This is a genomic window from Tenacibaculum sp. 1B UA (assembly GCF_033978845.1).
Lineage (GTDB): Bacteria > Bacteroidota > Bacteroidia > Flavobacteriales > Flavobacteriaceae > Polaribacter.
Genome location: NZ_JAKVUA010000015.1, coordinates 32,064 through 58,774, shown reverse-complemented (window position 1 = coordinate 58,774; position 26,711 = coordinate 32,064). Strand labels below are relative to the sequence as shown.

Annotated in this window: 36 protein-coding genes and 1 tRNA gene; 18 read left to right on the top strand and 19 right to left on the bottom strand. The window is 33.9% G+C overall.

Annotated elements, in window-relative coordinates:
* The 8 genes from MK851_RS11885 to MK851_RS11850 all read left to right on the top strand — a co-directional run bounded on the left by MK851_RS11885 (nucleotide 1) and on the right by MK851_RS11850 (nucleotide 6,016).
* Nucleotides 1–741, top strand: a complete 741-nt coding sequence (locus MK851_RS11885) for a cell division protein FtsQ/DivIB (RefSeq protein WP_303510065.1) — start codon at nucleotides 1–3, stop codon at nucleotides 739–741.
* A complete protein-coding gene (gene ftsA, locus MK851_RS11880; protein WP_320244146.1) occupies nucleotides 728–2,068 on the top strand; it encodes a cell division protein FtsA in 1,341 nt (446 codons plus the stop codon). Before MK851_RS11885 ends, ftsA begins: the two co-directional genes overlap by 14 nt.
* Before the next feature lie 84 nt (nucleotides 2,069–2,152).
* Complete coding sequence (ftsZ, locus tag MK851_RS11875) at nucleotides 2,153–4,015, top strand: cell division protein FtsZ (protein ID WP_303510061.1); 1,863 nt, start codon at nucleotides 2,153–2,155, stop codon at nucleotides 4,013–4,015.
* A gap of 70 nt (nucleotides 4,016–4,085) precedes the next feature.
* A complete protein-coding gene (locus tag MK851_RS11870) occupies nucleotides 4,086–4,532 on the top strand; it encodes a GatB/YqeY domain-containing protein (RefSeq protein WP_320244145.1) in 447 nt (148 codons plus the stop codon).
* An 11-nt stretch (nucleotides 4,533–4,543) separates the two neighbouring features.
* Nucleotides 4,544–4,617, top strand: a tRNA-Arg gene (locus MK851_RS11865).
* A gap of 467 nt (nucleotides 4,618–5,084) precedes the next feature.
* Nucleotides 5,085–5,246 (top strand): hypothetical protein, encoded by a 162-nt coding sequence (locus MK851_RS11860; protein ID WP_320244144.1) that lies wholly within the window; start codon nucleotides 5,085–5,087, stop codon nucleotides 5,244–5,246.
* Nucleotides 5,203–5,706, top strand: a complete 504-nt coding sequence (locus MK851_RS11855) for a hypothetical protein (RefSeq protein ID WP_320244143.1) — start codon at nucleotides 5,203–5,205, stop codon at nucleotides 5,704–5,706. Before MK851_RS11860 ends, MK851_RS11855 begins: the two co-directional genes overlap by 44 nt.
* Nucleotides 5,707–5,716: 10 nt before the next feature.
* Nucleotides 5,717–6,016, top strand: coding sequence for a hypothetical protein (locus MK851_RS11850; protein WP_121145949.1), 300 nt, complete (start codon nucleotides 5,717–5,719; stop codon nucleotides 6,014–6,016).
* Nucleotides 6,017–6,024: 8 nt separating this feature from the next.
* Here the strand turns inward: MK851_RS11850 and MK851_RS11845 are convergent, their stop codons facing one another.
* On the bottom strand, nucleotides 6,025–6,384 hold the full coding sequence (locus MK851_RS11845) for a helix-turn-helix domain-containing protein (RefSeq protein ID WP_121145951.1): 360 nt from the start codon (nucleotides 6,382–6,384) through the stop codon (nucleotides 6,025–6,027).
* Between the two features lie 715 nt (nucleotides 6,385–7,099).
* Between MK851_RS11845 and MK851_RS11840 the strand changes: the two genes are divergently transcribed.
* From MK851_RS11840 to MK851_RS11795, 10 genes are all read left to right on the top strand, one after another.
* Nucleotides 7,100–7,288 carry a hypothetical protein gene (locus MK851_RS11840; RefSeq protein ID WP_320244142.1) on the top strand — a complete coding sequence of 63 codons (189 nt, stop codon included), beginning with the start codon at nucleotides 7,100–7,102 and terminating at the stop codon, nucleotides 7,286–7,288.
* 25 nt (nucleotides 7,289–7,313) lie between these two features.
* Nucleotides 7,314–7,526, top strand: coding sequence for a hypothetical protein (locus tag MK851_RS11835; RefSeq protein WP_320244141.1), 213 nt, complete (start codon nucleotides 7,314–7,316; stop codon nucleotides 7,524–7,526).
* 53 nt (nucleotides 7,527–7,579) lie between these two features.
* Nucleotides 7,580–8,035 carry a hypothetical protein gene (locus MK851_RS11830; RefSeq protein ID WP_320244140.1) on the top strand — a complete coding sequence of 152 codons (456 nt, stop codon included), beginning with the start codon at nucleotides 7,580–7,582 and terminating at the stop codon, nucleotides 8,033–8,035.
* Nucleotides 8,032–8,997 (top strand): hypothetical protein, encoded by a 966-nt coding sequence (locus tag MK851_RS11825; protein ID WP_320244139.1) that lies wholly within the window; start codon nucleotides 8,032–8,034, stop codon nucleotides 8,995–8,997. Before MK851_RS11830 ends, MK851_RS11825 begins: the two co-directional genes overlap by 4 nt.
* Nucleotides 8,981–9,163 (top strand): hypothetical protein, encoded by a 183-nt coding sequence (locus tag MK851_RS11820; protein WP_320244138.1) that lies wholly within the window; start codon nucleotides 8,981–8,983, stop codon nucleotides 9,161–9,163. Before MK851_RS11825 ends, MK851_RS11820 begins: the two co-directional genes overlap by 17 nt.
* Nucleotides 9,150–10,187, top strand: coding sequence for a grasp-with-spasm system SPASM domain peptide maturase (gene gwsS / locus MK851_RS11815; RefSeq protein ID WP_320244137.1), 1,038 nt, complete (start codon nucleotides 9,150–9,152; stop codon nucleotides 10,185–10,187). Before MK851_RS11820 ends, gwsS begins: the two co-directional genes overlap by 14 nt.
* Nucleotides 10,188–10,257: 70 nt before the next feature.
* Nucleotides 10,258–10,461 (top strand): hypothetical protein, encoded by a 204-nt coding sequence (locus tag MK851_RS11810; RefSeq protein WP_320244136.1) that lies wholly within the window; start codon nucleotides 10,258–10,260, stop codon nucleotides 10,459–10,461.
* A 69-nt stretch (nucleotides 10,462–10,530) separates the two neighbouring features.
* On the top strand, nucleotides 10,531–11,091 hold the full coding sequence (locus tag MK851_RS11805) for a hypothetical protein (RefSeq protein WP_320244135.1): 561 nt from the start codon (nucleotides 10,531–10,533) through the stop codon (nucleotides 11,089–11,091).
* Nucleotides 11,092–11,097: 6 nt separating this feature from the next.
* Complete coding sequence (locus tag MK851_RS11800) at nucleotides 11,098–13,290, top strand: peptidase domain-containing ABC transporter (protein WP_320244134.1); 2,193 nt, start codon at nucleotides 11,098–11,100, stop codon at nucleotides 13,288–13,290.
* 1 nt (nucleotide 13,291) lies between these two features.
* Nucleotides 13,292–14,593, top strand: a complete 1,302-nt coding sequence (locus MK851_RS11795) for an HlyD family secretion protein (protein ID WP_320244133.1) — start codon at nucleotides 13,292–13,294, stop codon at nucleotides 14,591–14,593.
* A 99-nt stretch (nucleotides 14,594–14,692) separates the two neighbouring features.
* Here the strand turns inward: MK851_RS11795 and MK851_RS11790 are convergent, their stop codons facing one another.
* The 18 genes from MK851_RS11790 to MK851_RS11705 all read right to left on the bottom strand — a co-directional run bounded on the left by MK851_RS11790 (nucleotide 14,693) and on the right by MK851_RS11705 (nucleotide 26,619).
* A complete protein-coding gene (locus MK851_RS11790) occupies nucleotides 14,693–15,703 on the bottom strand; it encodes a hypothetical protein (RefSeq protein WP_320244132.1) in 1,011 nt (336 codons plus the stop codon).
* Nucleotides 15,704–15,778: 75 nt separating this feature from the next.
* Nucleotides 15,779–17,608, bottom strand: coding sequence for an ArdC family protein (locus MK851_RS11785; RefSeq protein WP_320244131.1), 1,830 nt, complete (start codon nucleotides 17,606–17,608; stop codon nucleotides 15,779–15,781).
* Between the two features lie 134 nt (nucleotides 17,609–17,742).
* The gene (locus MK851_RS11780) at nucleotides 17,743–18,180 is read right to left on the bottom strand and encodes a hypothetical protein (RefSeq protein ID WP_121145973.1); all 438 of its coding nucleotides are present in this window, start codon (nucleotides 18,178–18,180) and stop codon (nucleotides 17,743–17,745) included.
* Between the two features lies 1 nt (nucleotide 18,181).
* Nucleotides 18,182–18,829, bottom strand: coding sequence for a glycoside hydrolase family 108 protein (locus MK851_RS11775; protein ID WP_320244130.1), 648 nt, complete (start codon nucleotides 18,827–18,829; stop codon nucleotides 18,182–18,184).
* A 17-nt stretch (nucleotides 18,830–18,846) separates the two neighbouring features.
* Entirely contained in the window at nucleotides 18,847–19,287 is a 441-nt protein-coding gene (locus tag MK851_RS11770; RefSeq protein ID WP_320244129.1) for a hypothetical protein, read from the bottom strand.
* Between the two features lie 50 nt (nucleotides 19,288–19,337).
* Nucleotides 19,338–19,832, bottom strand: coding sequence for a hypothetical protein (locus MK851_RS11765; RefSeq protein WP_320244128.1), 495 nt, complete (start codon nucleotides 19,830–19,832; stop codon nucleotides 19,338–19,340).
* Entirely contained in the window at nucleotides 19,816–20,085 is a 270-nt protein-coding gene (locus MK851_RS11760; protein ID WP_274635358.1) for a hypothetical protein, read from the bottom strand. Before MK851_RS11760 ends, MK851_RS11765 begins: the two co-directional genes overlap by 17 nt.
* A 77-nt stretch (nucleotides 20,086–20,162) precedes the next feature.
* Nucleotides 20,163–20,642 (bottom strand): carboxypeptidase-like regulatory domain-containing protein, encoded by a 480-nt coding sequence (locus MK851_RS11755; RefSeq protein ID WP_125066251.1) that lies wholly within the window; start codon nucleotides 20,640–20,642, stop codon nucleotides 20,163–20,165.
* Nucleotides 20,643–20,665: 23 nt separating this feature from the next.
* The gene (locus MK851_RS11750) at nucleotides 20,666–21,244 is read right to left on the bottom strand and encodes a hypothetical protein (RefSeq protein WP_320244127.1); all 579 of its coding nucleotides are present in this window, start codon (nucleotides 21,242–21,244) and stop codon (nucleotides 20,666–20,668) included.
* Between the two features lie 34 nt (nucleotides 21,245–21,278).
* Complete coding sequence (locus MK851_RS11745) at nucleotides 21,279–21,434, bottom strand: hypothetical protein (RefSeq protein WP_274635355.1); 156 nt, start codon at nucleotides 21,432–21,434, stop codon at nucleotides 21,279–21,281.
* Entirely contained in the window at nucleotides 21,418–22,233 is an 816-nt protein-coding gene (locus tag MK851_RS11740) for a hypothetical protein (RefSeq protein ID WP_320244126.1), read from the bottom strand. The genes MK851_RS11745 and MK851_RS11740 overlap by 17 nt, the downstream gene beginning before the upstream one ends.
* Nucleotides 22,226–22,525 (bottom strand): hypothetical protein, encoded by a 300-nt coding sequence (locus MK851_RS11735; RefSeq protein ID WP_320244125.1) that lies wholly within the window; start codon nucleotides 22,523–22,525, stop codon nucleotides 22,226–22,228. The genes MK851_RS11740 and MK851_RS11735 overlap by 8 nt, the downstream gene beginning before the upstream one ends.
* Before the next feature lie 2 nt (nucleotides 22,526–22,527).
* Nucleotides 22,528–22,953 carry a hypothetical protein gene (locus MK851_RS11730; protein WP_320244124.1) on the bottom strand — a complete coding sequence of 142 codons (426 nt, stop codon included), beginning with the start codon at nucleotides 22,951–22,953 and terminating at the stop codon, nucleotides 22,528–22,530.
* 63 nt (nucleotides 22,954–23,016) lie between these two features.
* A complete protein-coding gene (locus MK851_RS11725; RefSeq protein ID WP_125066256.1) occupies nucleotides 23,017–23,604 on the bottom strand; it encodes a hypothetical protein in 588 nt (195 codons plus the stop codon).
* Nucleotides 23,605–23,629: 25 nt separating this feature from the next.
* Nucleotides 23,630–24,055, bottom strand: coding sequence for a hypothetical protein (locus tag MK851_RS11720; RefSeq protein ID WP_147431690.1), 426 nt, complete (start codon nucleotides 24,053–24,055; stop codon nucleotides 23,630–23,632).
* A gap of 3 nt (nucleotides 24,056–24,058) precedes the next feature.
* The gene (locus MK851_RS11715) at nucleotides 24,059–24,478 is read right to left on the bottom strand and encodes a hypothetical protein (protein WP_320244123.1); all 420 of its coding nucleotides are present in this window, start codon (nucleotides 24,476–24,478) and stop codon (nucleotides 24,059–24,061) included.
* 11 nt (nucleotides 24,479–24,489) lie between these two features.
* Complete coding sequence (locus MK851_RS11710) at nucleotides 24,490–25,200, bottom strand: hypothetical protein (protein WP_320244122.1); 711 nt, start codon at nucleotides 25,198–25,200, stop codon at nucleotides 24,490–24,492.
* 6 nt (nucleotides 25,201–25,206) lie between these two features.
* Nucleotides 25,207–26,619, bottom strand: a complete 1,413-nt coding sequence (locus tag MK851_RS11705; protein WP_320244121.1) for a hypothetical protein — start codon at nucleotides 26,617–26,619, stop codon at nucleotides 25,207–25,209.
* Nucleotides 26,620–26,711: the final 92 nt, after the last annotated feature.

The window sequence follows — 26,711 nt, the reverse complement described above, 5'->3', positions numbered from 1 at the left end:
ATGAAAAAATTAGCAACATATCTGTCTTTTTTCTTGCTGTTGATGTTTTTGGTGTTTTTGTATGGTTTTACAACCAATAGAAATGGATTGAAAAAGGTGAAAAATACGGTGGTAGAATTTGCTGCTGGAGATAATAACTTTTTGACACACAGTATGGTTGATAAATTGTTAATACAAAATAATGAATTTGTTAAAAACCAACCAAAAAGATTGGTAGATTTACACTTTCTAGAGGCTAATGTTTCGGCGAATCCGTATGTTGAAAAAACAGCTGTGTTTTTAACTGTAGATGGGGTGTTAAAAACTACGATAAAACAACGAACACCGATAGCTCGAATTGTTGATAAAGATACATCTTTTTATGTTGATAAGTATGGAGTTGAAATTCCGTTATCAACAAATTTTTCAGCAAGAGTACCATTAGTTTTAGGAGTAAGGGGGGCAAAAGAAATCAAAGAATTAACGACGTTAATAAAGAACATAAATAGTAATAGTTTTTTTGCTAAAGAAATTATTGCTATTCAAAAAGACGCCCAAAACGAATATACATTTACAGTTCGTAGTGGTGATTATAAGATAATTTTTGGAGAGTTAACAGATGCCTCAATAAAGTTTAAAAAGCTAACAGCATTTTATAACAAAGCATTTACAGACAAAACCATTAATAACTATAAAGCGATAAATGTAAAATACCACAACCAAGTTGTGTGCACAAAACAAAATCAAGATGGAAAACAATAAAATAGCAGTTGGTTTAGATATTGGTACAACCAAGATTGTTGCCATGATTGGTCGTAGAAACGAATACGGTAAGCTTGAAGTTTTAGGTATTGGTAAAGCGAAAAGTTTAGGTGTAAAGCGAGGAGTAGTTAATAACATTACGCAAACTATTCAGTCTATTCAGCAGGCAGCTGAAGAAGCAGAAAGTATTTCAGGGCATAAAATAGAAAATGTTGTAGTAGGTATTGCTGGTCAACATATACGTAGTCTACACCATAGTGACTACATAACAAGAGAAAAATCAGAAGAGGTAATTGATGCTAACGATATAGAAAATTTAGTTAGCCAAGTACACAAATTGGTAATGTTACCGGGTGAAGAAATTATTCATGTATTACCACAAGAGTTTAAAGTAGATAGTCAGCCAGATATAAAAGAACCTATAGGGATGTATGGAGGAAGATTAGAAGCTAACTTTCATGTAGTAGTAGGTCAAGTTTCTTCTATCCGAAATGTAGGCAGATGTATTAAGAGTGCAGGGTTAAATTTATCAGACATTACTCTTGAGCCTTTAGCGTCAGCATCAGCAGTATTAAGTCAAGAAGAAAAAGAAGCAGGTGTAGCTTTGATTGATATAGGTGGCGGAACTACAGATTTAGCAATATTTAAAGACGGAATTATTCGTCATACAGCAGTCATCCCTTTTGGAGGCAATGTAATTACTGAAGATATCAAAGAAGGTTGTTCAATAATTGAAAAACAAGCTGAATTATTAAAAATTAAGTTTGGTTCTGCGTGGCCTGGAGAAAATAAAGAAACAGAAATTGTTTCAATTCCTGGGTTAAGAGGAAGAGAACCTAAAGAAATTACGCTAAAAAATTTATCAAAAATAATTCATGCTAGAGTTCAAGAAATTATTGAACATGTGTACTTAGAAATTAAGAACTATGGGCATGAAACTCAAAAAGGAAAACTAATTGCAGGTATTGTATTAACAGGAGGTGGAGCTCAATTAAAACATTTACGCCAGTTAGTAGAATATATTACTGGAATGGACGTTCGTATTGGGTATCCAAATGAACACTTAGCGGGAGATTCAGATGAAGGATTATCAAGTCCAGCATTTGCAACTGCTGTAGGGTTGTTAATGGAAGGTTTACAAAAGGAAACTGAAGAAAAAGTAGTTGTAAAAGAAGTGCCAGAAGCGTTAGTAGAAGAAGCTATTGAGGAAGAAAACGAGATTGTAGAAGAAGTTCGAGAAGAGAAGGAACACAAAACGAAAAAATCTAAATCATTTTTTGACAAGTTTACTGAACGATTCAAAGAATTTTTAGATAACGCAGAGTAATTAGTATATATAAGAAAACTCCTGATTAATCCCCTAAAAAGGAGTGTAAAATTGAATAAGAATTAATAAAAAAGAAAAGTTATTATGAGCGCAGAATTTGATAACATTTCATTCGACATGCCAAAAACACAATCGAATGCCATTAAAGTAATCGGTGTTGGTGGGGGAGGAAGCAACGCAGTAAACCACATGTATAGTAAACAAATTCACGGAGTAGATTTCGTAATTTGTAATACAGACGCACAAGCATTAGAAAACAGCCCAATACCTAATAAAGTTCAGTTAGGAGCACATTTAACTTCAGGGTTAGGTGCAGGCGCAAATCCAGAAGTTGGAGCACAAGCAGCGGCTGAAAGTATACAAGAAATTCAACAAATGTTGAGTACACATACCAAAATGGTTTTTATTACCGCAGGTATGGGGGGAGGTACTGGTACAGGTGCGGCTCCAATCATTGCTAAAATAGCTAAAGATATGGATATTTTAACGGTAGGTATCGTTACAATGCCATTTCAGTTTGAAGGAAGAATGCGCTCAAAGCAAGCTCAAAAAGGGATTGATGAGCTACGTAATAATGTAGACTCATTAATTGTTATCAACAATAATAAACTGCGCGAAGTTTATGGTAACTTAGGGTTTAAAGCAGGGTTCTCTAAAGCAGACGAAGTATTAGCAACAGCAGCAAAAGGGATAGCAGAGGTAATTACACATCACTACAAACAAAATATTGATTTACACGATGCAAAAACGGTATTGTCAAATAGTGGTACAGCAATTATGGGATCTGCAAAAGAAACTGGAGCAAACAGAGCTAAAAATGCCATTGTAAAAGCATTAGATTCACCATTGTTAAACGATAATAAAATTACAGGAGCTAAAAATGTATTATTATTAATCGTTTCTGGAGGAAATGAAGTTACACTAGATGAAATAGGTGAAATAAATGACTACATTCAAGATGAAGCAGGGTACGATGCCAATATTATTATGGGTATTGGAGAAGATGAGTCATTAGAAGATGGAATAGCAGTAACAGTTGTAGCTACGGGTTTCGCCGCTGATCAGCAAGGGAATATTACCAATACAGAAGTAAAAAAAATAGTTCATACTTTAGAAGATGAACAAAAGGCAACGTATAACTTTGGTGATCAGAAAGTGCAAACGTCTCCAGCAATTGACGAGCCAATAAAAAACAAGCCATCAAATAAGGTTGTTCATGTTTTAGAGGAAGAAAAACCTGAGTCAAAACCGAAAACTATTCCTACAACAGAAGCAATAAAAAATATTGATGTAACGTATGATGAAATAGAAATAGAAACTGTTTCTGAAGATGATTTTATCATTACCAATATAGCTGAACCTAAAGTTGAAGAAAGAAAAATAAAGGAACAACCGACACAACAAGATTTGTTGTTTGATTTGCCGTTAAACTCTTATGAAGAAATAAAGCCAACCTCTCATTTAGTAGAAACCACTAATGAGATTAAAAATATAGAAGTAAAAGCTGAAGAAGTAAAGAGTCATAAAGTTGAAAAACGATATGTGTTAGACGATTTTAGTGCACAACCAACAATTGGCAAAAGTTCTACTCCTACAATTAAAGAAGAGGTAGAAAAAGAATTACAATTTGAGGTGAAATCTAAAACACAAGAAGAAATTAATGGAATAGATACTTCAAGTGAGGAAGTTTCTCCGTTAGACTTAACAATTTCTGAGTTGCAAAAAAGGGCACAGGAAAGAAGGGAGAAGATGAAAGGTTTTAACTATAAGTTTAACGATCAAGTTAGTAAAAATATAGATGAAATTGAACGTCAACCAGCCTATAAAAGATTAGGAGTTGATATTGAAGCAGGATCGGATATTAGTAAGTCAGATACGGCATTAAATACTGATAATAACGATTTATTACGTTCTAATAATTCGTTTTTACACGATAATGTAGATTAATAAAAGAATAACACTTATTTTTAAAATCCCGATTTATCGGGATTTTTTAATATTTTAAAAATATAAGATTATGAGTTTGCAAAAACAGGTAATGGATAAAATGAAAGAAGCTATGAAGTCTAAAGACACGGTAGCTTTAACGGCTTTAAGAGCATTAAAGTCAGCATTTATGTTGGCAAATACTGAAGCTGGAGCAGGAGAATTGTCTGAAGCAGAAGAGTTAAAGATTATTCAAAAACAAGTCAAACAACGTAAAGATAGTGCAACTGTGTTTACGGAGCAAGGACGTAATGATTTAGCGGAACCAGAATTAGCGGAAGCGGCTATTTTAGAACAATTTTTACCAGAAGCTTTAAGTGAAGAAGAAATAGGTAAAATTGTAGAAAAAACTATTACAAATGTAGGAGCAGAAGGAATGAAAGATATGGGGAAAGTAATGGGAATTGTTTCTAAACAGTTAGCAGGACAAGCAGATGGAAAAACAATTTCAGCAATTGTAAAAGCAAAGTTAGCTTAATAGAATGTAACGGCTCAGTAGTTCAACTGGATAGAACATCAGATTTCGGCTCTGAGGGTTGGGGGTTCGAGTCCTCTCTGGGTCACATTTAGAAATGAAACCTATTGATTTTCAGTAGGTTTTATTTTTGAGGGTAAGTGTAGTGTTAAGTTTTTTTCTTTTCTCTAAAATAAAATTGTACCATTTCTTCAACTATAAGCATCCCTTAAAGATAAAAATAATTTTACTTACTTTTTAGGAAACCATATATAAAAGAAGTGAGGAACAAATTACTTTTTGCCATTCAAAATACTTTTTTATATAAAAAAGTACTATAAATTAAGATTTTACATATATTAGCGTTAATAAGTATTATAATGATACTTAGAATTATCCCCCGAAATAAATCAGTTAAAATATGGCACACTTATCAATTTACTCTAAGAATTCCTTTTTCTTGATTTGTTTCTAGTATGATTCTAGTATCTAATTTAACTATTAGTATTAGCTAGTTTAAGCTACAAATTATTGATTATTATATTTACTCTAGTATTAATTTTAAATAGAGTAATTATGAAAAAAGTAACTTTAATTTTAGCAGTAGTATTTTCTACATTTTTATTAACTAGTTGTACTGATGAGTCTAAAGAACTTGAAGAGTTAAACAATGAAAAATTGGAAGTTTTTTCAGTTGACAAAACTAAAATCAAAAGACCAGGCAGTCAAGGGGCATAATCCTGAGACAAAATTTATTCTTAGGATATTTGGAAGTCTTTTAGTTGCTTTGTCTGGATTTATTCTATTTATTGATAAAGTGACTAAAGGCTTTCATCTTGAAAATAACTTTGGTTATGATGATACTGAAACTTTTATATGGGTAATATCACAAACGTTATCACCTCTAATACTTATAGCTGCTTCTGTATTTAAACCTTATAAAACATCATATTTAATTCCTATCTACATATATGCAATCCAATTATATTGGGTGTTTGATTCAAGCGCATTACTTGATAATGGATACCTCCACATATATGCTACTGGCTTTTGTTTAAGTTTTTTACTCTTATCTTATATAGTCTTTAAAATTAACTCTCTTAAGAACAAAAGAAAAATAGAAAATGAAAATTTTCAAAAAGACGTAACAGAAACAATTGAATTATTAAAGAAAGATATTTTAACAAAAACAGAATAAATAAATTGAAATGGATATTAAAATTGAAAAAGCTAAAGAAATTAGAACACTAATAGAGAATAACACGATTGATAAAATTGCTGCTTTAAATCTTTTACAAGAGCTAGTTAATACACAAAATATTTCTATTTCTGAATTAGATGTTTACCTACACGAAATAGACAATTTAAAAAAGATCAAATTAATCAAAAACAATATTAGTAGTAGTATAATAGAGTTAGAAGAAAATAGTAATCAAATTATGGAGTTTTTAAGTTTAAATAATGACGATTTCAAAAAACTTAAACAATTTGGATATAAATTACTATAGAAAGAAAATTAATCTATACTGTCCAATCTATTTTTAAGAACTTCTTTTAAAGTCTTATTTCTCTCATCTGTTCTTAGAGATTTGACCCATAAATAAAAATTTTCATACTTCATTAGTTCATCTTCATGCAAGAGAATTTTCTCTATAACATCTAAAGCATCTTTCTCAGAAAGGTTTTTAGTTTCAGAGCTGGGTTTTCTATCATATTCTTTGAATACCTTTTCTAAAATTGGGATTTTAGATTTGGGTACAACTCCACTATTCTCATAATTATAAATTGTATTTTTACTCAAACCAACTAGTTCTCCTAATTCTTCTTGAGATAAACCAAATTTCTTTCTTAATACTTTTAAATCTGAACCGTTCATTAATTAGTAGCAAGTTAAAAACAACTTTCTTGTTTTTTTAAAAAAAAATCACAATTTTGTGACTAAAATATTTGTAAATCACAAAATTGTGATTATATTTACACCGTGTAACATTTCAAATATAGGTAATTTATAGTGATTCCCTATAAAAATTAGTAGCAATAGTAGAAAACAATAATTAAAGTAACAAGAGACTAAAAACAAAAAACTGATTCTTAAAGACTAAATAACTCTATTTAAAACTAATACTATCTATGTTGTTAAGTCAAAGAATCTAAAAATTTGAAAGCGGGGCTTTTCTTTTGTGTTAAAAAGAAAACTTTCTAGTCGGGGGCGACTAGGTTTTTTGAAGTTTGTGAAGGGGCTTCTTTAAACCAAAAAAATCGCTTTTTTCCCCTTAAGCGATGTCACCTCAAGTAGCAGTTACTTGGGGTGTTTTTATAACTATGAAATCAAATTTTTGAAATATTAATTATTTAATAAAAATAAAGCTTAGTATTATTTTATTTAATAAATACTTAAAAAAAATACACATATTATATATTAATCTGTTTTTTTTATATATTTGACTTGTTAAGAAAGAAAAATTGCTATCTGATAAAATTGCTATCCAATATATTATATAAAACATATTTCAATTGAAAATACTTGTTGCAACAATGGGCGGAAACAGAAAAGCCCTTAATAGAGTATGTGTAAATATAAAATTTTAAAGATGAAAAAAATTAGCGAGTTTGACTCAAAAGCTATTAGTAGCATTAGCTCCTCTTTAATTTATGGAGGAAGAGAAGTTAAGACAACTCTTAAAGAAGAAGGTTTATCTGATGTTCACAGAGACAATGATAACGACGGTAAATGGAGTCCCGGTGATCAATATGTATTGATTTGGGCGCCAGAAAAATAACAGTAATAATTAAAAACAATTTAAAATGAAAAAATTAGAAGAATTTAAGAACCAAGAAATTGATGTTAAAAATATTTTTGGAAGTTTTGACGGTATAGTTGCCACAGGTGGTGGGGAGTTAGGAGGACTCAAATATACTTCAGACCTTCTAAGAGATGATAATAGAGATGGAAAATTTGGACCAGGTGAACACCTAACCTTAAACTGGGATAGAACTGGTGGTGGTGGAATGGGATAAATTATAATTTTAAATTACCTCTCTATTTTAGAGAGGTTTTTATACAAAAAAAAATGAGAATTTACACTTTAATAGCATTATTTATATCTCTATCATCCTTTTGTCAAGAAAAGAGAGAAATTCCCAAAAAGATATTAGAAGAAGTTAAAATCATGCTAGAAAAAGACCAAAAAAACAGAACTCTTTTAGCCGAAAATAAAAACGATTTTTCAAAAAAGGAAATAGACAGTATATGGCGGCTACAAAAGACAATAGACTGTAAAAATGTTCTTAGACTAATTCAAATTGTTGAAAAGTATGGCTATTTTCATTCAGGAAACTCTAATAGTAAAGAAGCCATTTTTGCGATTTTTATGCACTCCCCAAATAAACTCAAAAAAAAGGTTTCTACCTTAATAGAAAACGAAAAAAAACAAAATAGAATAGACAAAGGTTCATATAGTTTAATAAAATGGCACCTTGAAGGAAGGTCAGTCAAAGACTTAAAAATAAATATAGAAAATAAATGATTGTATTAATTGGAAGTAAATATGATATTTCTACGTTTAATGTATCTCGATGGTTATACAAGCTTGAGAGCAACTTTACATGCTTGTTTTCTGAAGAATTTAATAGTCTAAACTCTTTAAAAATAACAAATCAAAATAAAAAAATAGTAATAAATGATTTAAATATTGATAATGCATCTGTAATATGGCATAGAAGAGGGCGTTTAAGGCATTTACCTAATGATTTAAATAATAGAGGGAATTTAACTAGCTATTTAAAGAAAGAAGAAGATGCCTTAATTAAATCCTTGGAGTTAATACTTAATGAAACCACCATTTATGTAGGCTCATACATTAAAGAGGTTGAAAACTATAAAATTTACAATTTAATCAAAGCCAAAGAATGTGGATTAGCAGTCCCAAATACTTTAGTTACAACTTCAAAAGATGAATTATCTCGATTTTACTATGAAAATGACGAAAAAATTATTTCAAAAGATTTAAGATATCCTGTTGATATTATTAGTGATAAAGAGCATATTTCTTCTTGTGGCACATTTCAAGTAAAGTATAAAGATATTGATATGTTAGAAGATAATTTTGCTCCAATTTTAGTTCAGAATCTTATTAAAAAAGAGTTTGAAATCCGTGTTTTTGTTTTTTTAGACCAATTATATGCAATGGCAATTTTCTCGCAGAACAATACCCAAACAATTATAGATTTCAGGAATTATGATAATGAAAAGCCTAACAGGTGTGTTCCTTTCCTTTTACCTGAAAAAATTCAACTTAAAATTTTAGAGTTTTGCTCTAAAATAAGTTTAAACTCTGGTTCAGTTGACTTAATTTATACTAAAAAAGGAGAGTATGTTTTCTTAGAAATAAACCCTATGGGACAATTTGATTGGGTCTCTAAAAATTGTAATTATTATATAGACAAAAAAATAGCTAATTCTTTAAACAGTTATGAAAAAAACAATTAAAGGAAAAGTCTCTTTAACCTTATTAAAGGCTGAAAAAAAAGACTTATCAATTAAAAATAAACATCAAAATCAATTAATAGAAATTAAAAAATTCAACTACTTCGCTAATAATCAAAAAGTAACGAAACCAATTTCTAAAATGATAAGCTTAGATGGAATTGAATAAACCTTTTAATCTATATGCAAACTGTATTCCAGTTAAAGGAGCTAGTAGAAGTACAATATGTGATTTGCAGAGAAATCAAGTAAAGATTATTCCAAACGATTTATTTGAAATTCTTGAAGTGTATGAAGGAAATTCTATTGAACAAATTCAAAAAAAATTTAAAAACAAGTATGATGAAATAATTAAAGAATATTTTATTTTTTTGTTAGAAAATGAATTTATCTTTTTCACAGATACACCTAATTTATTCCCTAAAATATCTACTTCTTGGGATACGCCCTCTAGTATAACTAATGCTATTATTGATTTTGATGAACAATCAAATCATGAATTTGAAAATATCATTAATCAATTAAATCTATTGAACTGTATTAATTTAGAGGTTAGGTTTTTTCACAAAGTAAAAAGAAGTTATATCGATAAAATATTGGATTATGTTGAAGAAAAAAAAACAACCATACAAACAATTGATATTACACTTCCTTTTAATGAAGAATCTAAAAAACTTGAATCATTCCTATCTAAGTTTAACCGGTTAACTTCTCTAAAAATATTTAACGCTCCGTTTGACAAGTTTATTTCTCAGATAGAAGAAAATAATGGATACATTATTTACACACAAAAGAAAATTGAAAATGAAAACCATTGTGGTATTATCTCTAAAAATTTCTTTGTTGTAAATATACCCACATATACTGAAAGTATAAATTTTAATTCATGCCTTAATAGGAAAATAGGAATTGACAAAAGGGGTAACATTAAGAATTGTCCAACAATGACTGAGAGCTTTGGTAATATATCCAATAAAAAAATAAGTGATGCTATTAATGAAGAAGGATTTAAAAAGTATTGGGGTATTACTAAAGATAAAATAAACGTGTGTAAAGACTGTGAATTCCGATATATATGTACAGACTGTAGAGCATTTGTAGAATCAAAATACGACAAACCTTTAAAGTGTGGATATAACCCATATACCAATATTTGGGAAGAATGGAGCTTAAACACTCTCAAAAACCAATAAAAAATTGTTGCAACTGTAGGTGGAAACTGAAAAACCTTAATAGAGTAGGTATTAATTTAAATCTAATATTATGAAAAGATTAAATGAAAAGTTATTTCAAAACTTTGAAATTAAAAACCCATCAAATATAAGAGGGGGTGATGGAAGCACAAGTTATAAAAAACCAGATGGCGTTTCTGGTAAAGACTGCTATAGTGATGATGATGGAGATGGTAAATTAAGTAAAGGAGACGGAGTGCTTCTAGATTCAGGTGAGTGGCATACTATGACATAAACAATTTTTACTAATTAATTTTGCACTTTTCTATTCCTTAATAGAAAAGTGCTTTAAATTTCAAACACAATGAAACCTTATCTTTTATTTTTTATTTTTTTTACCTTTTACTCTTGTGAAGTAAAATCACAAGATTTATGTACTACACTAAATACCCTTTACCAAAAAGATCAAAAATACAGAGGGAGTAAAGAAATGGAAGACCCATTTTTTAGAGTTTTTGATTCAATCAGAAAAAAAGAAGGTATAACTAGAGAAATGTATATGAAATATACTAAAGAAGAACAACTAGAATACGGTAAGAAAATTAGAAAAATTGTTAACTTGATGAAAATTACAAATCAAGAAGTACAAGATTCATTAATGGATTTACAAATTGAGCTAGATAAAGAAAATACCAAAAAACTTTTAGAAATAGTCAAAAAAAATGGTTTTCCTGACATTAAAAAATTAAACTGCTCGAGTTATTCTGCTCCCTTTTCCATTTTTCTTCATTCTCCTGAGGAGTATTGGGAAGAAATTAAAGAGGTCATAAATAAAGAAAAAAAGAACAATAGGATAACTAAAGGTGATTATGACTATATTATGTGGCATGTAAATGGAAGAAAAGGAAGTCCCATTCTAAAATAGTTAAGCTTGAAAAAATTTCCATTTTATAAACAATCTGGTCAAAAAGATTGTGGTCCTACATGTCTTAAAATTATATCTAAACACTATGGTAAATCTATCTCTACAAATGACTTACGTCAACTGTCAGAGACTACTCGGATTGGAAGTAGTTTATCTGGTTTAAGTGATGCGGCTGAAAAAATAGGGTATAGAAGTTTAGGAGTTAAAATCTCTCTTAAATTACTCAAAGAGGCTCCTTTACCATGTATTTTACACTGGAATAAAAATCACTATGTTGTTTTATATAAAATAAAAAATGATATTTATTACATATCTGACCCAGCTCATGGATTATTAAAATATAATAAATCTGATTTTCTAAAATATTGGATTGGTAACAACACCAATGAAGACACAGAGGAAGGAGTAACTTTACTTTTAGAGCCAACACCTAAATTTGATACTCAAAACTTTAAAAAAGATGATAAAACATTTTTAGGTTTTTCTTTTTTATCAAGATATCTTTTAAGGTATAAAAAATTTATTTCTCAATTACTTATTGGATTATTAGTAGCTAGTTTACTTCAACTCATTTTTCCTTTCTTAACTCAAAGTGTTGTAGATGTAGGTATAAAAAATCAAGATATTCATTTTATTTATCTTATTCTTATCGCGCAATTAACTCTTTTTATAGGTAAGACAGCTATAGAAATAGTACGTAGTTGGATTTTATTACACTTAAGCACAAGAATAAATATATCTCTTGTTTCAGACTTTTTTATAAAATTAATGAGTTTACCTATATCTTATTTTGATACTCGTATGACAGGAGACATTTTACAACGTATAAACGACCATAAACGGATTGAAATGATTATGACTACATCTTCTTTAAATGTTTTATTTTCAATGGTTAATCTGATTGTTTTTAGTTTTGTTCTTATGTATTATAATTTACTGGTTTTTTCAATATTTTTAGCAGGAAGCTTTCTTTATTTTTTATGGATTGCTCTTTTTCTAAAAAAAAGAAGAGATTTAGATTATAAACGTTTTTCTGAAGTAAGCGAAGAGCAATCAAAGGTAATCGAGCTTATTAATGGAATGCAAGAAATAAAGCTTCATAATGCTGAAAAGAAAAAACGTTGGGGATGGGAGTTTGTTCAAGCACGATTATTTAAAGTTTCAATTGAAGGCTTGGTTTTAGAGCAGTATCAAAGTGTTGGTTCAGGGTTTATAAATGAGTTAAAAAATATTTTAATTACTGTTTTATCAGCTAAGCTAGTAATTGATGGAGAGATAACATTAGGAATGATGCTAGCCATTAGCTACATTGTAGGACAACTTAATTCACCTATTGCGCAATTAATAAATTTTGTAAGAGAAGTACAGGATGCTAAAATTTCTTTAGATAGACTCTCTGAAATTCATAATAAAGAAGATGAAGAACCTGTAGATACTGAAAAAATAAAAGATATTAATGTGAATGATGATTTTCAGATTTCTGATTTATCTTTTCGATATATAGGTTCTGAGCAAATAGTACTCAAAGACTTGAGCCTTCACATTCCTGCAAATAAGGTTACTGCTATCGTGGGGGTTAGCGGAAGCGGTAAGACTACTTTAATGAAGTTACTACTAAAGTTTTATGACCCTAATAATGGAATTATAAAGTTAGGCAACTATGATTTAAAAAATATATCTCAAAAAAAATGGAGAGATGAGTGTGGTGTAGTAATGCAAGAGGGATATATCTTCAATGACACTATTGCTAATAATATTGCTGTAGGTGATGATTATATTGACAAAAAAAAACTAGCTCATGCCGTTGATGTCGCCAACATTAAAGAGTATATAGAGGGTTTACCCCTTTCTTACAACACCAAGATAGGAATGGAAGGTGTAGGGTTAAGTACAGGGCAAAAACAACGTTTATTTATTGCTAGAGCTGTTTATAAAAACCCTAGCTTTTTATTTTTTGACGAAGCAACTTCTGCTTTGGATGCCAACAATGAAAAAGTAATCATGGAAAAACTTAATACTTTTTTTAAAAATAAAACAGCAGTAGTTATCGCACATAGGTTAAGTACTGTGAAAAATGCACATCAAATAGTTGTCTTGGAGAAAGGAAAAATTGTAGAAGTTGGGAATCATGATAGTTTAATTCAAGAAAAAGGAAATTATTATCACTTAGTAAAAAATCAATTAGAATTAGGAAAGTAAAATGCCAGAAAATAATCATTTAGATAATATAGAATTACGAAGCGAAGAAGTACAAGAAATACTTACTAAAGTACCTCATTGGATGATTCGTTGGGGGAACTCTTTATTTTTAGTATTAATTTTAATGCTGTTACTTTTATCTTGGTTTATCAAGTATCCAGATATTATCACTTCAGAAGCAACTATAACTACAAAAATACCTCCTCAAAAAGCATTTGCTAGAGTTGCTGGAAAAATAGATACTATTTTGGTTAAAGACAACCAACAAATCACAGAGAACAGTCCTATAGCTCTTATCGAAAACACAGCTAATTATGAAGATGTTTTTTATCTAAAATCTGTTTTAGATACTATTACCTTGAAAAAAGATAGCTTTTCTTACCCGATTGAAAAAATGCCTCTATTATTTCTTGGAGATATTGAAAATGCCTATGCTAATTTTGAGAATAGTTATATACAATACATTTTAAATAAACAACTACAACCCTACTCAAATGAAGCAATTGCTAACAGCATTACTACATCTGAACTAAGAAGAAGACTACAAAACCTTAAATCTCAAAAAAAAATAAACAAAGCTGAATTAGGCTTTAAAAAGAAAGACTTAAACAGAAGTAAATCTTTATTTGAAAAAGGCGTAATTTCTGCAAAAGATTACGAAACTAAACAATTAGAATATTTGCAGTCAGAACGCAGTTATCAAAATATGAGTTCTTCAATCTCTCAATTACGTGAAGCGATTGCTAATAGTAATAAAACTTCAAAAGGAACTGAAATTACTCGTATTCGTGAAGAAATGACTTTATTAAAAAACACTATTCAATCTTTTAATTTATTAAAGAAAGCTATTAAAGATTGGGAATTACAATATGCTTTTATATCTAAAATAAATGGAACAGTATCTTTTTTAAATTACTGGAATGAAAACCAAACAGTAACACAGGGTGATTTGGTTTTTACTATTATTCCCACTAAATATTCAGCCTATATAGCTAAGCTAAAAACTCCTTCTCAGAACTCTGGAAAAATAACAATTGGGCAACGAGTAAATGTAAAATTGCAAAATTATCCTGATTATGAGTTTGGTGTTTTAAATGGAACAGTCAATAATATTTCTATGATTCCTGATAAAGAGGGTTTTTATACGGTAGATGTTCTACTTCCTAAAAAGTTAGTTACTTCTTATGATAAAACAATAGAGTTTAAACATGAAATGCGTGGAACAGCAGAAATTATTACTGAAGATTTACGGTTAATAGAACGCTTCTTTTATCAATTTAGACAAGTTTTAAATAGAACTTAATGAATACATATTTATAATCGCTTCACTCGTAGCTTTTTCACTTCTTCAATAGTTAAACAGGTAGCAAAAACAATTGCTTCTCTATCAAAACCTTTCTTTTTAAAACTCTATTTTAAACCCTTTTATAAGTTTCCAAAAAAAACTTTTTTTATTCCAAGCATGAACTAAACTTTCTGTTTTTTCTTTTTCTTCTTTTAGCTTTTCTTTTTGAGATTGATAAATCTGATTTTTTCTTTCTATCTGTTCATTACGCTTTAATAAATTTTCAATTATTTTTTTGCTTTCTTCTAATTTATCTTCCGTTCTTTTACTATCGTCTACTAACTTATTATTTTTAATTTTTAGAGTATTATATTTTTGAAAATAAATAGACTCAAAACGCATTTTTTTATACTCATCAGAAGAAGGGTCTACAATTAAATCAGACCAGATACTTTTATTAAAAAAGTTTTTAATTTTATATTCAAGACTATCTACTTCTTGCTTCGTTATTTGTTTAAAACTTTTCTTTTTAAAAACATCAAAATGTTTAGAGTAAGGAATTTCAATAACTCCATGTCCCGTTTTCTTTAACAAATTAATTTTATCTCCATTAGTCTCATTGTTTTCTACAACTTCAATATATAACTTATTGTTCCATTTTAAAGCTAATTCAAAAGGTTCATCAAACTCTATTGTTATGTCAGGTCTTAAACGTTTACCTTCAACATAGATGGTTTCTTCAATCAATACTTTTTTATAGATAATCGAAACCTGTTTTTTAGTATTAATTTTCTTGTTAATTATATTTCTGATACTAAAAACAGCTTCTTTTCTTTCAGAAATAATTTTTTGTCTTAGTAAATGAGATATTGTTACGGACTTGCTTTCTGTATTACCAGCTCTATCCTCTTCTGAAAAATAGCTAAAAGTCCCATGCCCTCTATGAAAGAAAATTAATGGGCTATCTATATCTCTATTAACATGAATTTTTTTATAGTACCTAGAATGCCATTCTCTATACTCTGTTTCTGACCTTTTATTTAACTGCATCAATTCCCAAGCATTAAATTCTGTCCAGTCATTATCTTCTTTTACATAGCCATAAATTTTTTGATCTCTTTTTAACATATTCTAACAAATTTTTTAAAATAAAGTCTAGCTACTTAGAGCTAGACTTTACAACTTAAAATTAAATAAAACATTTTAAAACTCCACCTCTTTCGGCATCAGATTTCCTGTAACCACTTCTTCAGAAATAATCGGGTCGAGTTTCCCTGAATAAATATTGTATTTCAACTCATCGAGTGGTTTATCTTGGTAACGGTTTTTATCCGTGTAAATAAAGTTAGTTTTGTAATGATTTGTTTTCTCGGTAAAGAAAATACAATCCCCATCAAAGCCACTTTTAGCACCGCCACGCATTTTACCGTCTGCGGTTTGTTGAAAGATGATAAAAAACAATTTCCCGTCGTACTTCTTTCGTAAGTCTTTGTCAATTTCAAACTTACTATCCAGTTCCTTTAACTTGGCAAAACTATCAATCACAATCACATCGTTTTCTCTAATCAGCTTGTCTAATTGGTCTAGGTTTTCAATATCAGGGTTGGACAAATTTCGTTCTGCTACCTCGTTAAAATACATATCCGCTTTATCCCAATACAACGCACTTTCAGGATGTTCTTCCATAGAGGCATGACCGACCTTGTATTTTTGAGCTAGTATATTGATAAATTTAAACGCAAAGTGTGTTTTGCTTGAACCTCGTTTCCCTGCTAGGGTAATCACCAAACTTTCTTTGGTTTTTATCTCTAACTTTCCTAAAAAGCTTGCCAGTACAGCATCCTCAATTTGGTAATACTCAAAGGTTCTATGTCGTAGTTGCTTTCGTTTGTAAGCTACCGAGTTTGTATTGAGATTCCCTGGTATATTGTTATTGGATTGAGGCTTTGACACTCTTTTGACGGGGCTGTTTAAAGCAGGTGTTTTCGTTGGTTTTGGGCTTACTTTTTGACTCTTTTTTACCAGTGCTTTGTAAAACTTAGGCTCTTTGTTGGTGTCAACTTGTAAGAGGTAATCCACTGCTTTTTGTGCCTCACTAGCTGCACGCATCAAAAGCTTTGTGTCTTCTTGCATAAATTGTAACGCCAATTGCCAGTTTTTTAAGTAGTCCGCATGGTTTGCTTGTGTCTTCCATAAAATTCCTGCTTGTGCAGATAAAAACACCGCTCCAAATTCTGCTATGAGTTCTTCTTTGGCATATACCACATCGCCAAAACGTTTTCCAAAAGGGCGGTTCAATCGGCTTGGGTGTCCTGTGCTGTGTATCATTTCATGGAATAGCGTACTGTAGTAGTCTACACTTTGATAAAAGGCTTCGTACTTAGGCATTTTTACTTTGTCTTGTACTACATTGTAACTCGCTCCTTTAAATCCGTGTACTATCTTCGCACTGTCTTTCGGAAAGTGTTGAATGATAAGTTCTGCTATCGGGTTCTTTTCTTCTGTATTATGAGGAGTACTTGGTGCGACAAAGCCTAAACGTGCTTTTTCTAAAGCGGTAAGCTTATTCAATCCAAAATCAATCCCCTCAATATCTGCTCCATTAAAAACCGTGTAGTATTTTAAAATAGGTATGGTTTGTACGAGAAAATCAAAATGGCTCGTATCATAGCCTTTCGATTGTAAAAAGTCTTGCATTTTTTGTTTGTTATAGGTGGCATGTTCTAGTCCTTTTTGAGCATCTGAGAATTTATACAAGCGGGTAAAGTAGATTACCTCTAATCCTTTAGCGCCTTTTTTAAGTTTCCCTTTTGCTTCTTGTACTTGTTTAAAGGTTAAGAAATAAGGGTTTTGATACGCTCCAAAAGGATTGCCTTTTTTTAGGAGTATGATATTGATACCTCTATAGGCTTTTTTGGAGACAAAGTTCACAAGCGATAGATACCCGCCTTTTTCTAAAAAGCTATCATCCCATCCCAATTTTGGTGTTCCTTTAGCGCTCCTGATAGCACTGATAAGTTTATCCGTAATCATTTGATAGATTTGGTCGGGACGTACAGGTGCACCCAGTCCTGTGGTGTTGGTGTCTTCTTCCTGAATGAAGTCTAAACCTGCTAAAAATTCTAAGGGAATGTTTTCAGCAGGTTGTTGGGGTTTAGTGGCAGGCGCTACAGCACTTTTTTTTTTGAGGTAGCTTTTACAATCCTACCTCCTTTTGCATATTTATAGCCTTTCTTCAAACGTCCACTAGCGGTCAATCCCTCTTTTCTTTTTGGGGCTGCCAATCCTTTTCGAGTAGGTTTGGGTACTTTGGCGCTTGCTTTGACTACACGTCCTTTGATAAAACGCCATCCTTTGCGCAAACGTCCGCAACTGGTTAAGGCTTCTTTGTATGCTCCTGTATGCCTTGGTGCGTTCAGTCCTGTGGCATATCGTTTGACTGAAATGTTAAACGTCGTGTATTTAGGGTGGTCGTTTAAGATTTTTGAGACTCTATAAATAACCTCCGTATTGTTTTCTTTTTTTGCCTGTGTTACTAATCTTTCTAACGTACTTCGGCTGACTTCCTTGCCGTCTAAGGCTTGAAATTTTTGTATGGTATTCATCTTATTTTTTCTTTTTCTTTTTAGCTTTTGTATATATCACATAGCTTATAAGGGCTATGCCTGCAATACTTCCTAGTAGCGGTGCTACCTTTTTTTTTTTGAGGTCAACACCAAACTTATGAGCTAGTGCAAACACTCTTCCTGTCCAACTCGTAGCAAAGTATTGGTAGTCTTTTAAGCGTTTGTAATAGGCGAGACGTTCTTTTCCTATGCGCTCAAAAAGCTGTTTGGCATCTACCGAGTTAATGGCTTTAACAGTATTAGATCCTATGACATAATCTACCTGTAGGTTTTTGCCAAAGTATCGGTTTAATGAGCGTTGTACGATACCTGCGGTTACTCTTGGATTGGCGTTTATCGCATGGTCGACTATCATTTCTGCAACTGCCTGACTACGGATGCTATCGGCTCGCATTTTGTCCCAAAACTCATTTTTAAAAAGGATGTGGGCTTCTACTTTGGTAAGGCTTTTCATATCGCTGATACTCGGAGGTCTGCCTAGTACCTTTTCATAGAATTTAGCGGAGATTCCGTGATTGGTTCCAACTCGTTCTTTTTTTGAGTTGTAGTTTCCTTTGTCGTCTTTTAGGTTTTGATACCCGCCCTCTGCTTGTTCTAAAGAGGGTTTGAATAGTTCATAGCTTGCCATTTTCTTTTTCTTCTTTTTTAAAATTGTACGGTTCGTGTGTTTCCTAAACTGGCTATGTCCAGTTCAAAACGCAACGCCTTTATAAAGTCCTGTTGCTTTTTTTGAAGCTCCTCAAACACCAACTCTCCTACGGTGAGTACTGGCAGGGTAATGTGCGTGGGTGGTAACTGGTACATACCACCACTAGGAATGCTAATTTTGTGGGTATTCAGCTTGGTAAAGGCTAATTGTTTCCCTGTCTTCTTTTCATATACTCGTAGCTCTTTTGCACTTATAAATCCTGTATTGATGTTCAAATGTTCTTTTGTTGGGTTTTGTAGCTGTATGTCTAGTTCTAAGGCGATGTGTTGCCATGAGAGTTGCACATTTCTAATTCCTGAAACACGAAACTGTAATTGTTCTATAATACGGGTCAGTTGGACTTTCTTTTGGCTGATAAAAGCGGTTAGGGTAACCAAGCCAATGCCCGCTCCAACGACCCATAGCTTTCTTGTGTTCATTCTTAGTTTTAGGTTGTTTTAACTATTCCATAGACCATGCCTGCAAGCACTAAGAGCAGTACCCAAACCCACAAGGGCAATCGGTGTGTTGTTGTTTGCTCTTTTACCTCTTGTTTTTTCTTTTTGTGTTGGCTCGTTGATGTACTATCCCGCTGTTTGGTAACCACTTCCTTGGTAGTGCCTATGGTACTGCGTATCTCAAATCCTTGGGCTTGGGTGTCGTAGCGAACGCTATAACTGTTTGTACCGCTTTGTTTGCTACTGGCAAAGTGTTGTAATTTTTGATTGACTAGGCTGTCTAGTAAGGTATCTCCAGTGGCAACTTTTATAAATATTTTATCTTGAATAGCGCTATTGATAGTGATGCTCTGTACGCTGTCTTTTTGTACATAGACACTATCCACTTGGGTTTCTAAACTATGTGTCTTACTGTGTTTGGTTGTCCCACATCCTGTAATCAGTAGTAGTAAAACAACACTGAGTATTTTAAATGTCTTTTCCATATTTTGTAATGTATTTGTCGAGTTCTTTTTGTTGCTTGGCTACAATGCTGTGTAGCTTTGTGTTCATGTGTTCCAATTGTTCGATATACTGATGTAGTGAACCGATACGAGCCATAAAATCACTTTTAATGCTTTCTATCATTTCTGCATTGATATCAAAGGCTCGTTTGTAATTCTCTAGCTTTTGTAAATCGGCTTTGTAACGTCTTTCTAGGGCTAGGTTTTTAGCTTCTTGGTGGCGTATCTTCCGCATTTTAAAGCCTGCGAAAAAGGAAAAAATCAGCCCTAAAATGCCCGTGATTTTTTCCCAGTGCATGAGTATAAATTCCATTAGGTCGTTGTTTTATTCTTTTTCTTATCCTTGGCAATGGCATACATAAACAGTAAGCCTAACAGTCCCATACTGGCATAGATATAATTGTTATCTCCTTTCTTATTAGCGGTTATCACTACTTCTGATAGTAGTTCCGAGCTTTCCTGCAACGTGATGGTGGCAGGTAGTTTTGAGGCTGCTATTTGTAGGGTATCATAGCCCACAAAGGAAATGTGTATCACATCGGTAGGACTGGCATACAATTGAAATGCTCCGTTTGCATCGGGCGTTGTTCCTTTTTTGGTTTGGGTATTGTACACATTGACAAGCCCTGCTTCAAAGGGTTTTCCTGTGCTTCCGTTGATAATGATTCCGCTGATTAATTGTTGTGCTGTTGTATTCATCGTACATCCGCAATTTTTTTTCGTGTCAAATTCTTCTTGGGCTTGTTGGGTGTCGGGACATGCCAACCCGTAAATTGGTAAACTTGCTTCCATTGTTCTTTTTCATTTTTTTTTATTTAAAAGGGCATATCTGCGCTTTGTACTCGTTGTTTGATTTGGTGGTATAATTGCCTATCCCACGTCTCTGAAATCTCTGCTTTGAGCCAGTAGATTAAATCGTAATCGTCCGCAAGCTTTTTATCGAGCCATACCGTTGGGGTTTTGCCTCCCATGCGTTTTCTTCTGCCAAAGATTTTATAGACGAGCCTAAAGTCATCGCCTGTTTGTAGTTTGTCAAAGACTTGTTGTACTTTGGCTTCATCGGTGGCAGGAAGTCCAAAAGCGGTGTCGTTAAAAGCATCTAGTAAGGACTTGGCTAAAATCTTCGCTTGTTCTTTGTTTATGCTTAGCTTTCCTGTATTGATGTGTAGGTCTGCTTCGATATGGTCGTTTGCTACATCTTGAAAGACTTCGGTTACCGCATCGGCTGATTGTTTGAGTCTTTTGTATAGGAAATACGCTACGACACTTCCGCCTGCTACTATCAGTAAAGGTTTGTTGGCTAGTAAAAAGGCACTGGCTTCGTTGGCTTTGCTTACCGCTTTTTTAGCGTTGTTTCGGGTGGCAATTTTCGATACACTTGTTTTCTTTTTCATCGCTTTTTTTTCTCCTGTATCTTGTTGTTGCTTTCTACTTCAAAAAGCTCTTGACCGCTCCGTATTTTATCGGGCATGCAAAGTAGCTTTGTGCTTCTTTATGACTGGATAGCTCTGCTAGGCGTATCAATACTTTTTCTGGTAATTTTTCTAATTGGGCAATGGCTTCTTTTTTAGTTTGTATCTTCATGGTGTTCTTGTTGTTCGATAATCTGTGCTACTTGTGTGATTAAATCTTCTTGCCAGTTGTCAAGCAAATAGTTAAAAAACATCACTTGTTCGTCAGTGGCAGTGGGAAGCTTTTGTACAAAGGCTTTTTGTATGGGCGAAACATTCGGGCTTGCTAACTGACTCGGGTGTCTTACAGCGTTGCCTCCTGAAGCTTCTAAAATTTTAGGAAGCATTCCGCCCAAGGTTTCCATCGTCTTTTCAAAGGCGGGGGTTTCTAAAAAGCTTTTTTTCTTCAGCAATTCTCGCTCAACTCTGAGTTCTTCTCGTTCTTTTGCTGTCTCTAACTTAATAGTAAGTGAGCTATTGGTTTCTTCTAATACTCGGTTGCGAGAACGCAGGTCTTTGACGGTTTCTTTTAGCTCTTGTACTTGTTCTTTATAGTCTGCCGAACGTTCTGCTTGTACCATCTTTGCCATCAGCTCTGGCGCTCCTAAAAAGGCGGTGGTGGGGTCGGTAGCATTCATATCTTGGGTTAATTTTTCTGTGAGTGTTTGTAGCGTGTGATAGGTGGTTTTACCATCCTTGGTATAGGTTTTTTGTAGGGTAAAGACCACCGTTCCGCTAAATCCTTTTTCGGGTAAGGCTTGTAAAAATTGGGCTATCGAACCGTATTTGCTTTCAATGTCTTCTAAGGTAAAGGCGTACTTCTGTGCCGAAGTAGACTTGACAAGTTTTACGCCGTTACTGGATACCTTGATAACATGATTGCTTCCTCCTTGTAGGTGGCTTTTTAATATGTTCGATAATTGATTATTCACAATATAAATACCTTACTATGGCTTTTTTAAAGGGTGTTGTTTGTACGGCTGTGAGTGCTGGGTATTCTGAAAATTCAAAGCGTATCAAGCCGTCTACAATTGGGTGATTGGTGTCTATTACAAAAGGGGCTTGGGCAGTGATTCGCTGTCCTGAACCGTCTTTGATAAGCAAAGGGGCGCTTAGCTCGTGTAGGTGTATTTCAAGCTTTACAACGCCTTTGCAATCGTTCTTCTCGGAAAAGTTTATCTCAAAATCATCGGTAAACTGTTCGCTGTGGTATATGGTTTTCATCCTTAGCACGGGTTAGGGGCTTCTATTTCAAAAATGAACTCGCCACAAATGGGTCTACTTCCTAGGGTTTCCCAACTGATAGTCACTCGTTCGTTTTTGCTTTCAAAGTCAAGCTCTTTAAAGCCCTCGTTATAGCCTCCGCTTTTGTGTTCATAGTCTTTGATGTCCGTGGTCTCCGTCAGCAAATGCCCTCTACTGTCTTTCAGGGTAATGTCTGTTTGAGAAATCCCAAAAGGAACTAATCTCGACATGGTTTCTCCTGTGGGCATGCCTGTGTCCATAGGGGGCATATAGGAGATAAAATACACTCCGATTACTTTTCCTGTGGGGATGGTGTCGCTGACCTCATTTTGTAAAAGCTCTTCAGGAGGAAGATTGGTCTTTAAAAGGTCTTTGTTGATTTTTATACGTTTGTATATCTTTTTCATCTTTGGTACTTGTGGTAACACTTTGCGCTTGTCTTAGCGCAAAGTGTGGTTATAAAAATGAGCTTAGCGTTTTTGATAGGTCGCAAATCCTGATAAGCGTGCAGAAGCGAACAGGGCTTTTCCGTCTTCTAACGTGATTTTTGCTCCTTCTGGGTATTGGATTTCGATTTCGGTAATGGTGTCGTCTTCCAACAGGGCAAATGAGCCTAATTTGAAATAGTGGTTACCGCTTTCGGTAGCGCCTAAAATGTCACAAATCGGTAGTTCTATTAGGATTTCGTTTTTTTGCTTGACTACAACCATCGATTGCATTAAGGTGTTCGGGACTTTGGCAATGCTATAGGCAATGTCTTGCTCTGGTTTGCTGGCATCGTCAATGGCGCATTTAAACGTGATGCCATTGGCAACAAACACACGTCCTTTGACTAGGGAGTTTCCGTCAAAATTGGTAACGCCTCTTTTGGCTACTGACGAACCTGTTAACAGGGATACCGTACCGCCTACATCTACTTTTTTGTTGGCGTATAAAAAGCTAGGCATGGGCTTCATCGCACTGATGTTCCACTTTTCGTTTTCTTTGCGTTTGGAGTTCTTGTATTTTAAATACTCGGTTACTCGTAAATAAGGTTCTTCGTTTCTTAAAAAATTCATCTTTTTCTTTTCTCTTTTTTGTTTTTTAACTATTAAAATCTTCTACGGTTTCGTAGGAAATGTCTTCGGAAATTCCATCGTAGTTAGGACTGGTGTAACTTGATAAAAAGTCGGTGCTATCTAGCGCAAAGGGTTCGTTCCAATTGTCATAAGGAGATCCTAAAGCGGAATGTAATAGCGGGTTGTTTTGCAACTTTTCATCCAACAGTTCTTTGACGAGTTCGCCTGTTTGGGTGACGGCTGTTCCCATTGCCATATCTTGTGCAATGGCTTTGCCTGTGGTTTTCCTGTCTAAATAGGCTGCGCCTACGACACCTGCCAAGGCTAACATGCCTTTTTTGAGCTTGGTGTTTTGCATCGGTAGCTTTTTAGCGGTTACACGTGAAAGCATTGCGCCTGCACTCATACTTAGCAAACTGACTACCGAGTTTTCTATTGATTCTTTTCTCATCGTTTATTTTTTTTGTGTCATTACGTACATGCCTCCTAACAATACGAGTATGCCTGCTCCAACTCCTACATACAACAGCGTGTTGTCTTTTTTAGGTTGTTGTTGTGTTTGTAATTGTAGCTGCATCATTTTTACCAAGTTGTCGACCGAGGTTTGCTGTGCTTGTGCTTGTTGTTCTAACCTGGCAATGAGCATCGGGGCAATGTCCTTGGTTTCTCCATTGGCTTGTTGTACATAGACTGGTTTTCCGTTTCGGGCTTGTTCTATTTGCGACCATGTTCCGCCAACGGTATTGATTATCCCCATCAGGTTCGCTCCGTCCCAAAATCCATGAAGTCCGCTTGCTTGTGGTTTAGAAAGTGCTTGGTTCTCTAAAGCTTCTTCTTGTTCGGCAAGCAATAGGTGTGTTTGTAACAAATTCATCGTTCTTAATTTTATACACTTACGGACTTCACCGTTTTGTGGGTTGGACTTCTTTTATTGAGATAGACGACTGCGCCTAACAGTGCGATACCTCCTAGTATCAGCGGTGCGTTTTCTTTGGCGATTCCTGCAATGCGTTTCTTGTTGGCGTTGCTGACCTCGGCGGGTGTGGCGTTGGCTGCTTGGGCTTTTTCATGGTCTCTTTCTGCTTTGTACTTTGCAATTTTTTGTTTGACTTGGACAATGCTTTGTTTGATGGCATTGAGTTTTTGTTGGTTTGCTTTAATCACTGCATTGGCTTCTTTGATACCTTGGGTTTGTTGACGTTCCAAGGTTTGAAAAGCGCCTTTGATATGTCCTAGGGACTTTTCTGCATTGCGCAAACTTTCTTCGGCTTTTTTTCTTTTGGAGACTGCTCCGTTACACCAAGCGCCTAAGCCTAACGCATCGGCGATGCCTTCTTCTTGTGCTAATTGTTGTTGTTCAGCTTTTATGGCTTGTTCTAAGCGCCGCACTTCTTTTTTAAGGCTTTCCCATTCGGCGGCTTGTCGTCCGTTTTGGAGTGCCTTGTACTTGTTGTCCCATTCGGCTTTTTGCGCCCATACGCCTTTGGCTTGGTTATTCAATCGACTGGCAATTCCATTGGAGGGACAAAAGCCATCGAACCAACCATACAGCCCATACGGAACATGGCTGCCTATGGTGTCAAATTCTTCATTCATAACTTTTTATTTTTTTTGTAAAAACAATACGAGCAAGGCGGAGGCTGCTGCGCCAATACCTACTTGGATTTTTAATCGTTTGCGCTTTTTGGCTTGCTTATCTTCTGCCACATTTTTTTTAAAGCGTTCTTGATAGTCTCGTAGGGCTAATTCATTAGCGGTACGTGTGTTTTGAGCTTCTTCTTTTAGGTATTGGGTGTAGTTTGCATCATATCGCAACCATACTTTGTAGAGTTCTCGTTGTAAGGGTTGTTCGAAATAATACAGCATTTCTCCGCCTAAATGTGCTTTGGCTCGTAAGGCTTTTACTTTGTCTAACAGTGGGGTTATTTCTTTTTCATAGCTTTTTTCCCGTCCGTCGTTATAGGTTTTTTGTAAATGGGCTAGGTTGTTTACTAACCATTGTGCTGCATTGGCTTCAAATGGAAATATCGGGTCTAGTCCATAGGTGGATATTTCTTTTCGTACCACAATAAAGCGGTAGTCAGCTACGATGGGGTTGGTCTCGTTTTCCACCACAAAATAGAGCGTTCTACTGTTCACATTGGCTGACTTGGTAAATGCTTCTACCTTGAAATAGGGGGCATGCTTTTTAAATTCTTCGAAAAAATTATCGATAAATGTTTTTAATTTTTCCGCAAAGGCTAACGCATGGGCTAGGGTTTCTCCGTCGCAATGTTCATAGGAACTATAAGCGGTTTCGTTACGTAAATGGGCAATACCTAAATCTACTTCTTTAAAAATTTCGTTGAACAGGTGTTGTGTCCTTGCACGGTTTCTAAAAGTGATGGCTTCGCCTAATTGGGTGATTTTTTGTTGTAGCTTGTCTCGTAAATCACGTCTGATTTTAAGTTCTACTACCGAGGCATCGTAATACGAACCACTACAGGAGTTCATTTCTTGTATGAATTCACTCACAGCATAGTTCACTAGTTTTCCAACGCCTTTTACCAGTTCTCCGCCAATAGCTCCTGATAAGCCTTGGGTTTTGGGTGTCATTAGTACATCGTCAGATTGGTGTATGTCCTGTTCTTTGAATGTTTGTAAGGTGCCGTCTATGGTATAGTACCCGTCGTTTAGGTCAAATGTGTGTTGGTTTTTGGGGACTATCACATATACATGACTGTAACCCTCACCCTCTTGTTGTATAACACGTCGCAAGTAGTGTGTAACCCCACAATTTAATAACACACTGCTTGCGAAAATGCTATAACTTTTGCAATCCAATCCCTGTGAGCGAGTAGCCCAAGCACAGGCAGGGCTACGTAATAATTGGTCGTAGGTATCTATCTTGTATTGTAGATGCTGATACAAAAACCTGTGTAGCTCCTTGCATAATTTTTGTAAGGGGTGCTTTGCAAATTTTTCTTGGGATAGCTTTTGGGTGTGGTGTTGGTATTTATATACCCACAATGCCATACTCTCAATTGCTACCTTGGTGTCTCCGTTGGCAATTTTTACACTACTACAGTCGCTATGTGGAAGTAACTTGTCGTATGTACTTCCTTTTT

Bases quoted from the DNA above. Each gene is read 5' to 3' on its own strand.
- MK851_RS11715 (WP_320244123.1), bottom strand. From the start codon at position 24,478: ATGAATTTGTTACAAACACACCTATTGCTTGCCGAACAAGAAGAAGCT.
- MK851_RS11870 (WP_320244145.1), top strand. From the start codon at position 4,086: ATGAGTTTGCAAAAACAGGTAATGGATAAAATGAAAGAAGCTATGAAG.
- MK851_RS11830 (WP_320244140.1), top strand. From the start codon at position 7,580: ATGAGAATTTACACTTTAATAGCATTATTTATATCTCTATCATCCTTT.
- MK851_RS11750 (WP_320244127.1), bottom strand. From the start codon at position 21,244: ATGAAAAAGAAAACAAGTGTATCGAAAATTGCCACCCGAAACAACGCT.
- MK851_RS11825 (WP_320244139.1), top strand. From the start codon at position 8,032: ATGATTGTATTAATTGGAAGTAAATATGATATTTCTACGTTTAATGTA.
- MK851_RS11705 (WP_320244121.1), bottom strand. From the start codon at position 26,619: ATGGCATTGTGGGTATATAAATACCAACACCACACCCAAAAGCTATCC.
- MK851_RS11845 (WP_121145951.1), bottom strand. From the start codon at position 6,384: ATGAACGGTTCAGATTTAAAAGTATTAAGAAAGAAATTTGGTTTATCT.
- MK851_RS11745 (WP_274635355.1), bottom strand. From the start codon at position 21,434: ATGAAGATACAAACTAAAAAAGAAGCCATTGCCCAATTAGAAAAATTA.
- MK851_RS11775 (WP_320244130.1), bottom strand. From the start codon at position 18,829: ATGGCAAGCTATGAACTATTCAAACCCTCTTTAGAACAAGCAGAGGGC.
- MK851_RS11755 (WP_125066251.1), bottom strand. From the start codon at position 20,642: ATGGAAGCAAGTTTACCAATTTACGGGTTGGCATGTCCCGACACCCAA.
- MK851_RS11780 (WP_121145973.1), bottom strand. From the start codon at position 18,180: ATGAATACCATACAAAAATTTCAAGCCTTAGACGGCAAGGAAGTCAGC.
- gwsS (WP_320244137.1), top strand. From the start codon at position 9,150: ATGGAATTGAATAAACCTTTTAATCTATATGCAAACTGTATTCCAGTT.
- MK851_RS11850 (WP_121145949.1), top strand. From the start codon at position 5,717: ATGGATATTAAAATTGAAAAAGCTAAAGAAATTAGAACACTAATAGAG.
- MK851_RS11710 (WP_320244122.1), bottom strand. From the start codon at position 25,200: ATGAATGAAGAATTTGACACCATAGGCAGCCATGTTCCGTATGGGCTG.
- MK851_RS11860 (WP_320244144.1), top strand. From the start codon at position 5,085: ATGAAAAAAGTAACTTTAATTTTAGCAGTAGTATTTTCTACATTTTTA.
- MK851_RS11785 (WP_320244131.1), bottom strand. From the start codon at position 17,608: ATGATTACGGATAAACTTATCAGTGCTATCAGGAGCGCTAAAGGAACA.
- MK851_RS11725 (WP_125066256.1), bottom strand. From the start codon at position 23,604: ATGAATTTTTTAAGAAACGAAGAACCTTATTTACGAGTAACCGAGTAT.
- MK851_RS11840 (WP_320244142.1), top strand. From the start codon at position 7,100: ATGAAAAAAATTAGCGAGTTTGACTCAAAAGCTATTAGTAGCATTAGC.
- MK851_RS11805 (WP_320244135.1), top strand. From the start codon at position 10,531: ATGAAACCTTATCTTTTATTTTTTATTTTTTTTACCTTTTACTCTTGT.
- ftsZ (WP_303510061.1), top strand. From the start codon at position 2,153: ATGAGCGCAGAATTTGATAACATTTCATTCGACATGCCAAAAACACAA.
- MK851_RS11790 (WP_320244132.1), bottom strand. From the start codon at position 15,703: ATGTTAAAAAGAGATCAAAAAATTTATGGCTATGTAAAAGAAGATAAT.
- MK851_RS11820 (WP_320244138.1), top strand. From the start codon at position 8,981: ATGAAAAAAACAATTAAAGGAAAAGTCTCTTTAACCTTATTAAAGGCT.
- MK851_RS11720 (WP_147431690.1), bottom strand. From the start codon at position 24,055: ATGAGAAAAGAATCAATAGAAAACTCGGTAGTCAGTTTGCTAAGTATG.
- MK851_RS11760 (WP_274635358.1), bottom strand. From the start codon at position 20,085: ATGCGGAAGATACGCCACCAAGAAGCTAAAAACCTAGCCCTAGAAAGA.
- MK851_RS11835 (WP_320244141.1), top strand. From the start codon at position 7,314: ATGAAAAAATTAGAAGAATTTAAGAACCAAGAAATTGATGTTAAAAAT.
- MK851_RS11765 (WP_320244128.1), bottom strand. From the start codon at position 19,832: ATGGAAAAGACATTTAAAATACTCAGTGTTGTTTTACTACTACTGATT.
- MK851_RS11885 (WP_303510065.1), top strand. From the start codon at position 1: ATGAAAAAATTAGCAACATATCTGTCTTTTTTCTTGCTGTTGATGTTT.
- MK851_RS11795 (WP_320244133.1), top strand. From the start codon at position 13,292: ATGCCAGAAAATAATCATTTAGATAATATAGAATTACGAAGCGAAGAA.
- MK851_RS11735 (WP_320244125.1), bottom strand. From the start codon at position 22,525: ATGAAAACCATATACCACAGCGAACAGTTTACCGATGATTTTGAGATA.
- ftsA (WP_320244146.1), top strand. From the start codon at position 728: ATGGAAAACAATAAAATAGCAGTTGGTTTAGATATTGGTACAACCAAG.
- MK851_RS11730 (WP_320244124.1), bottom strand. From the start codon at position 22,953: ATGAAAAAGATATACAAACGTATAAAAATCAACAAAGACCTTTTAAAG.
- MK851_RS11810 (WP_320244136.1), top strand. From the start codon at position 10,258: ATGAAAAGATTAAATGAAAAGTTATTTCAAAACTTTGAAATTAAAAAC.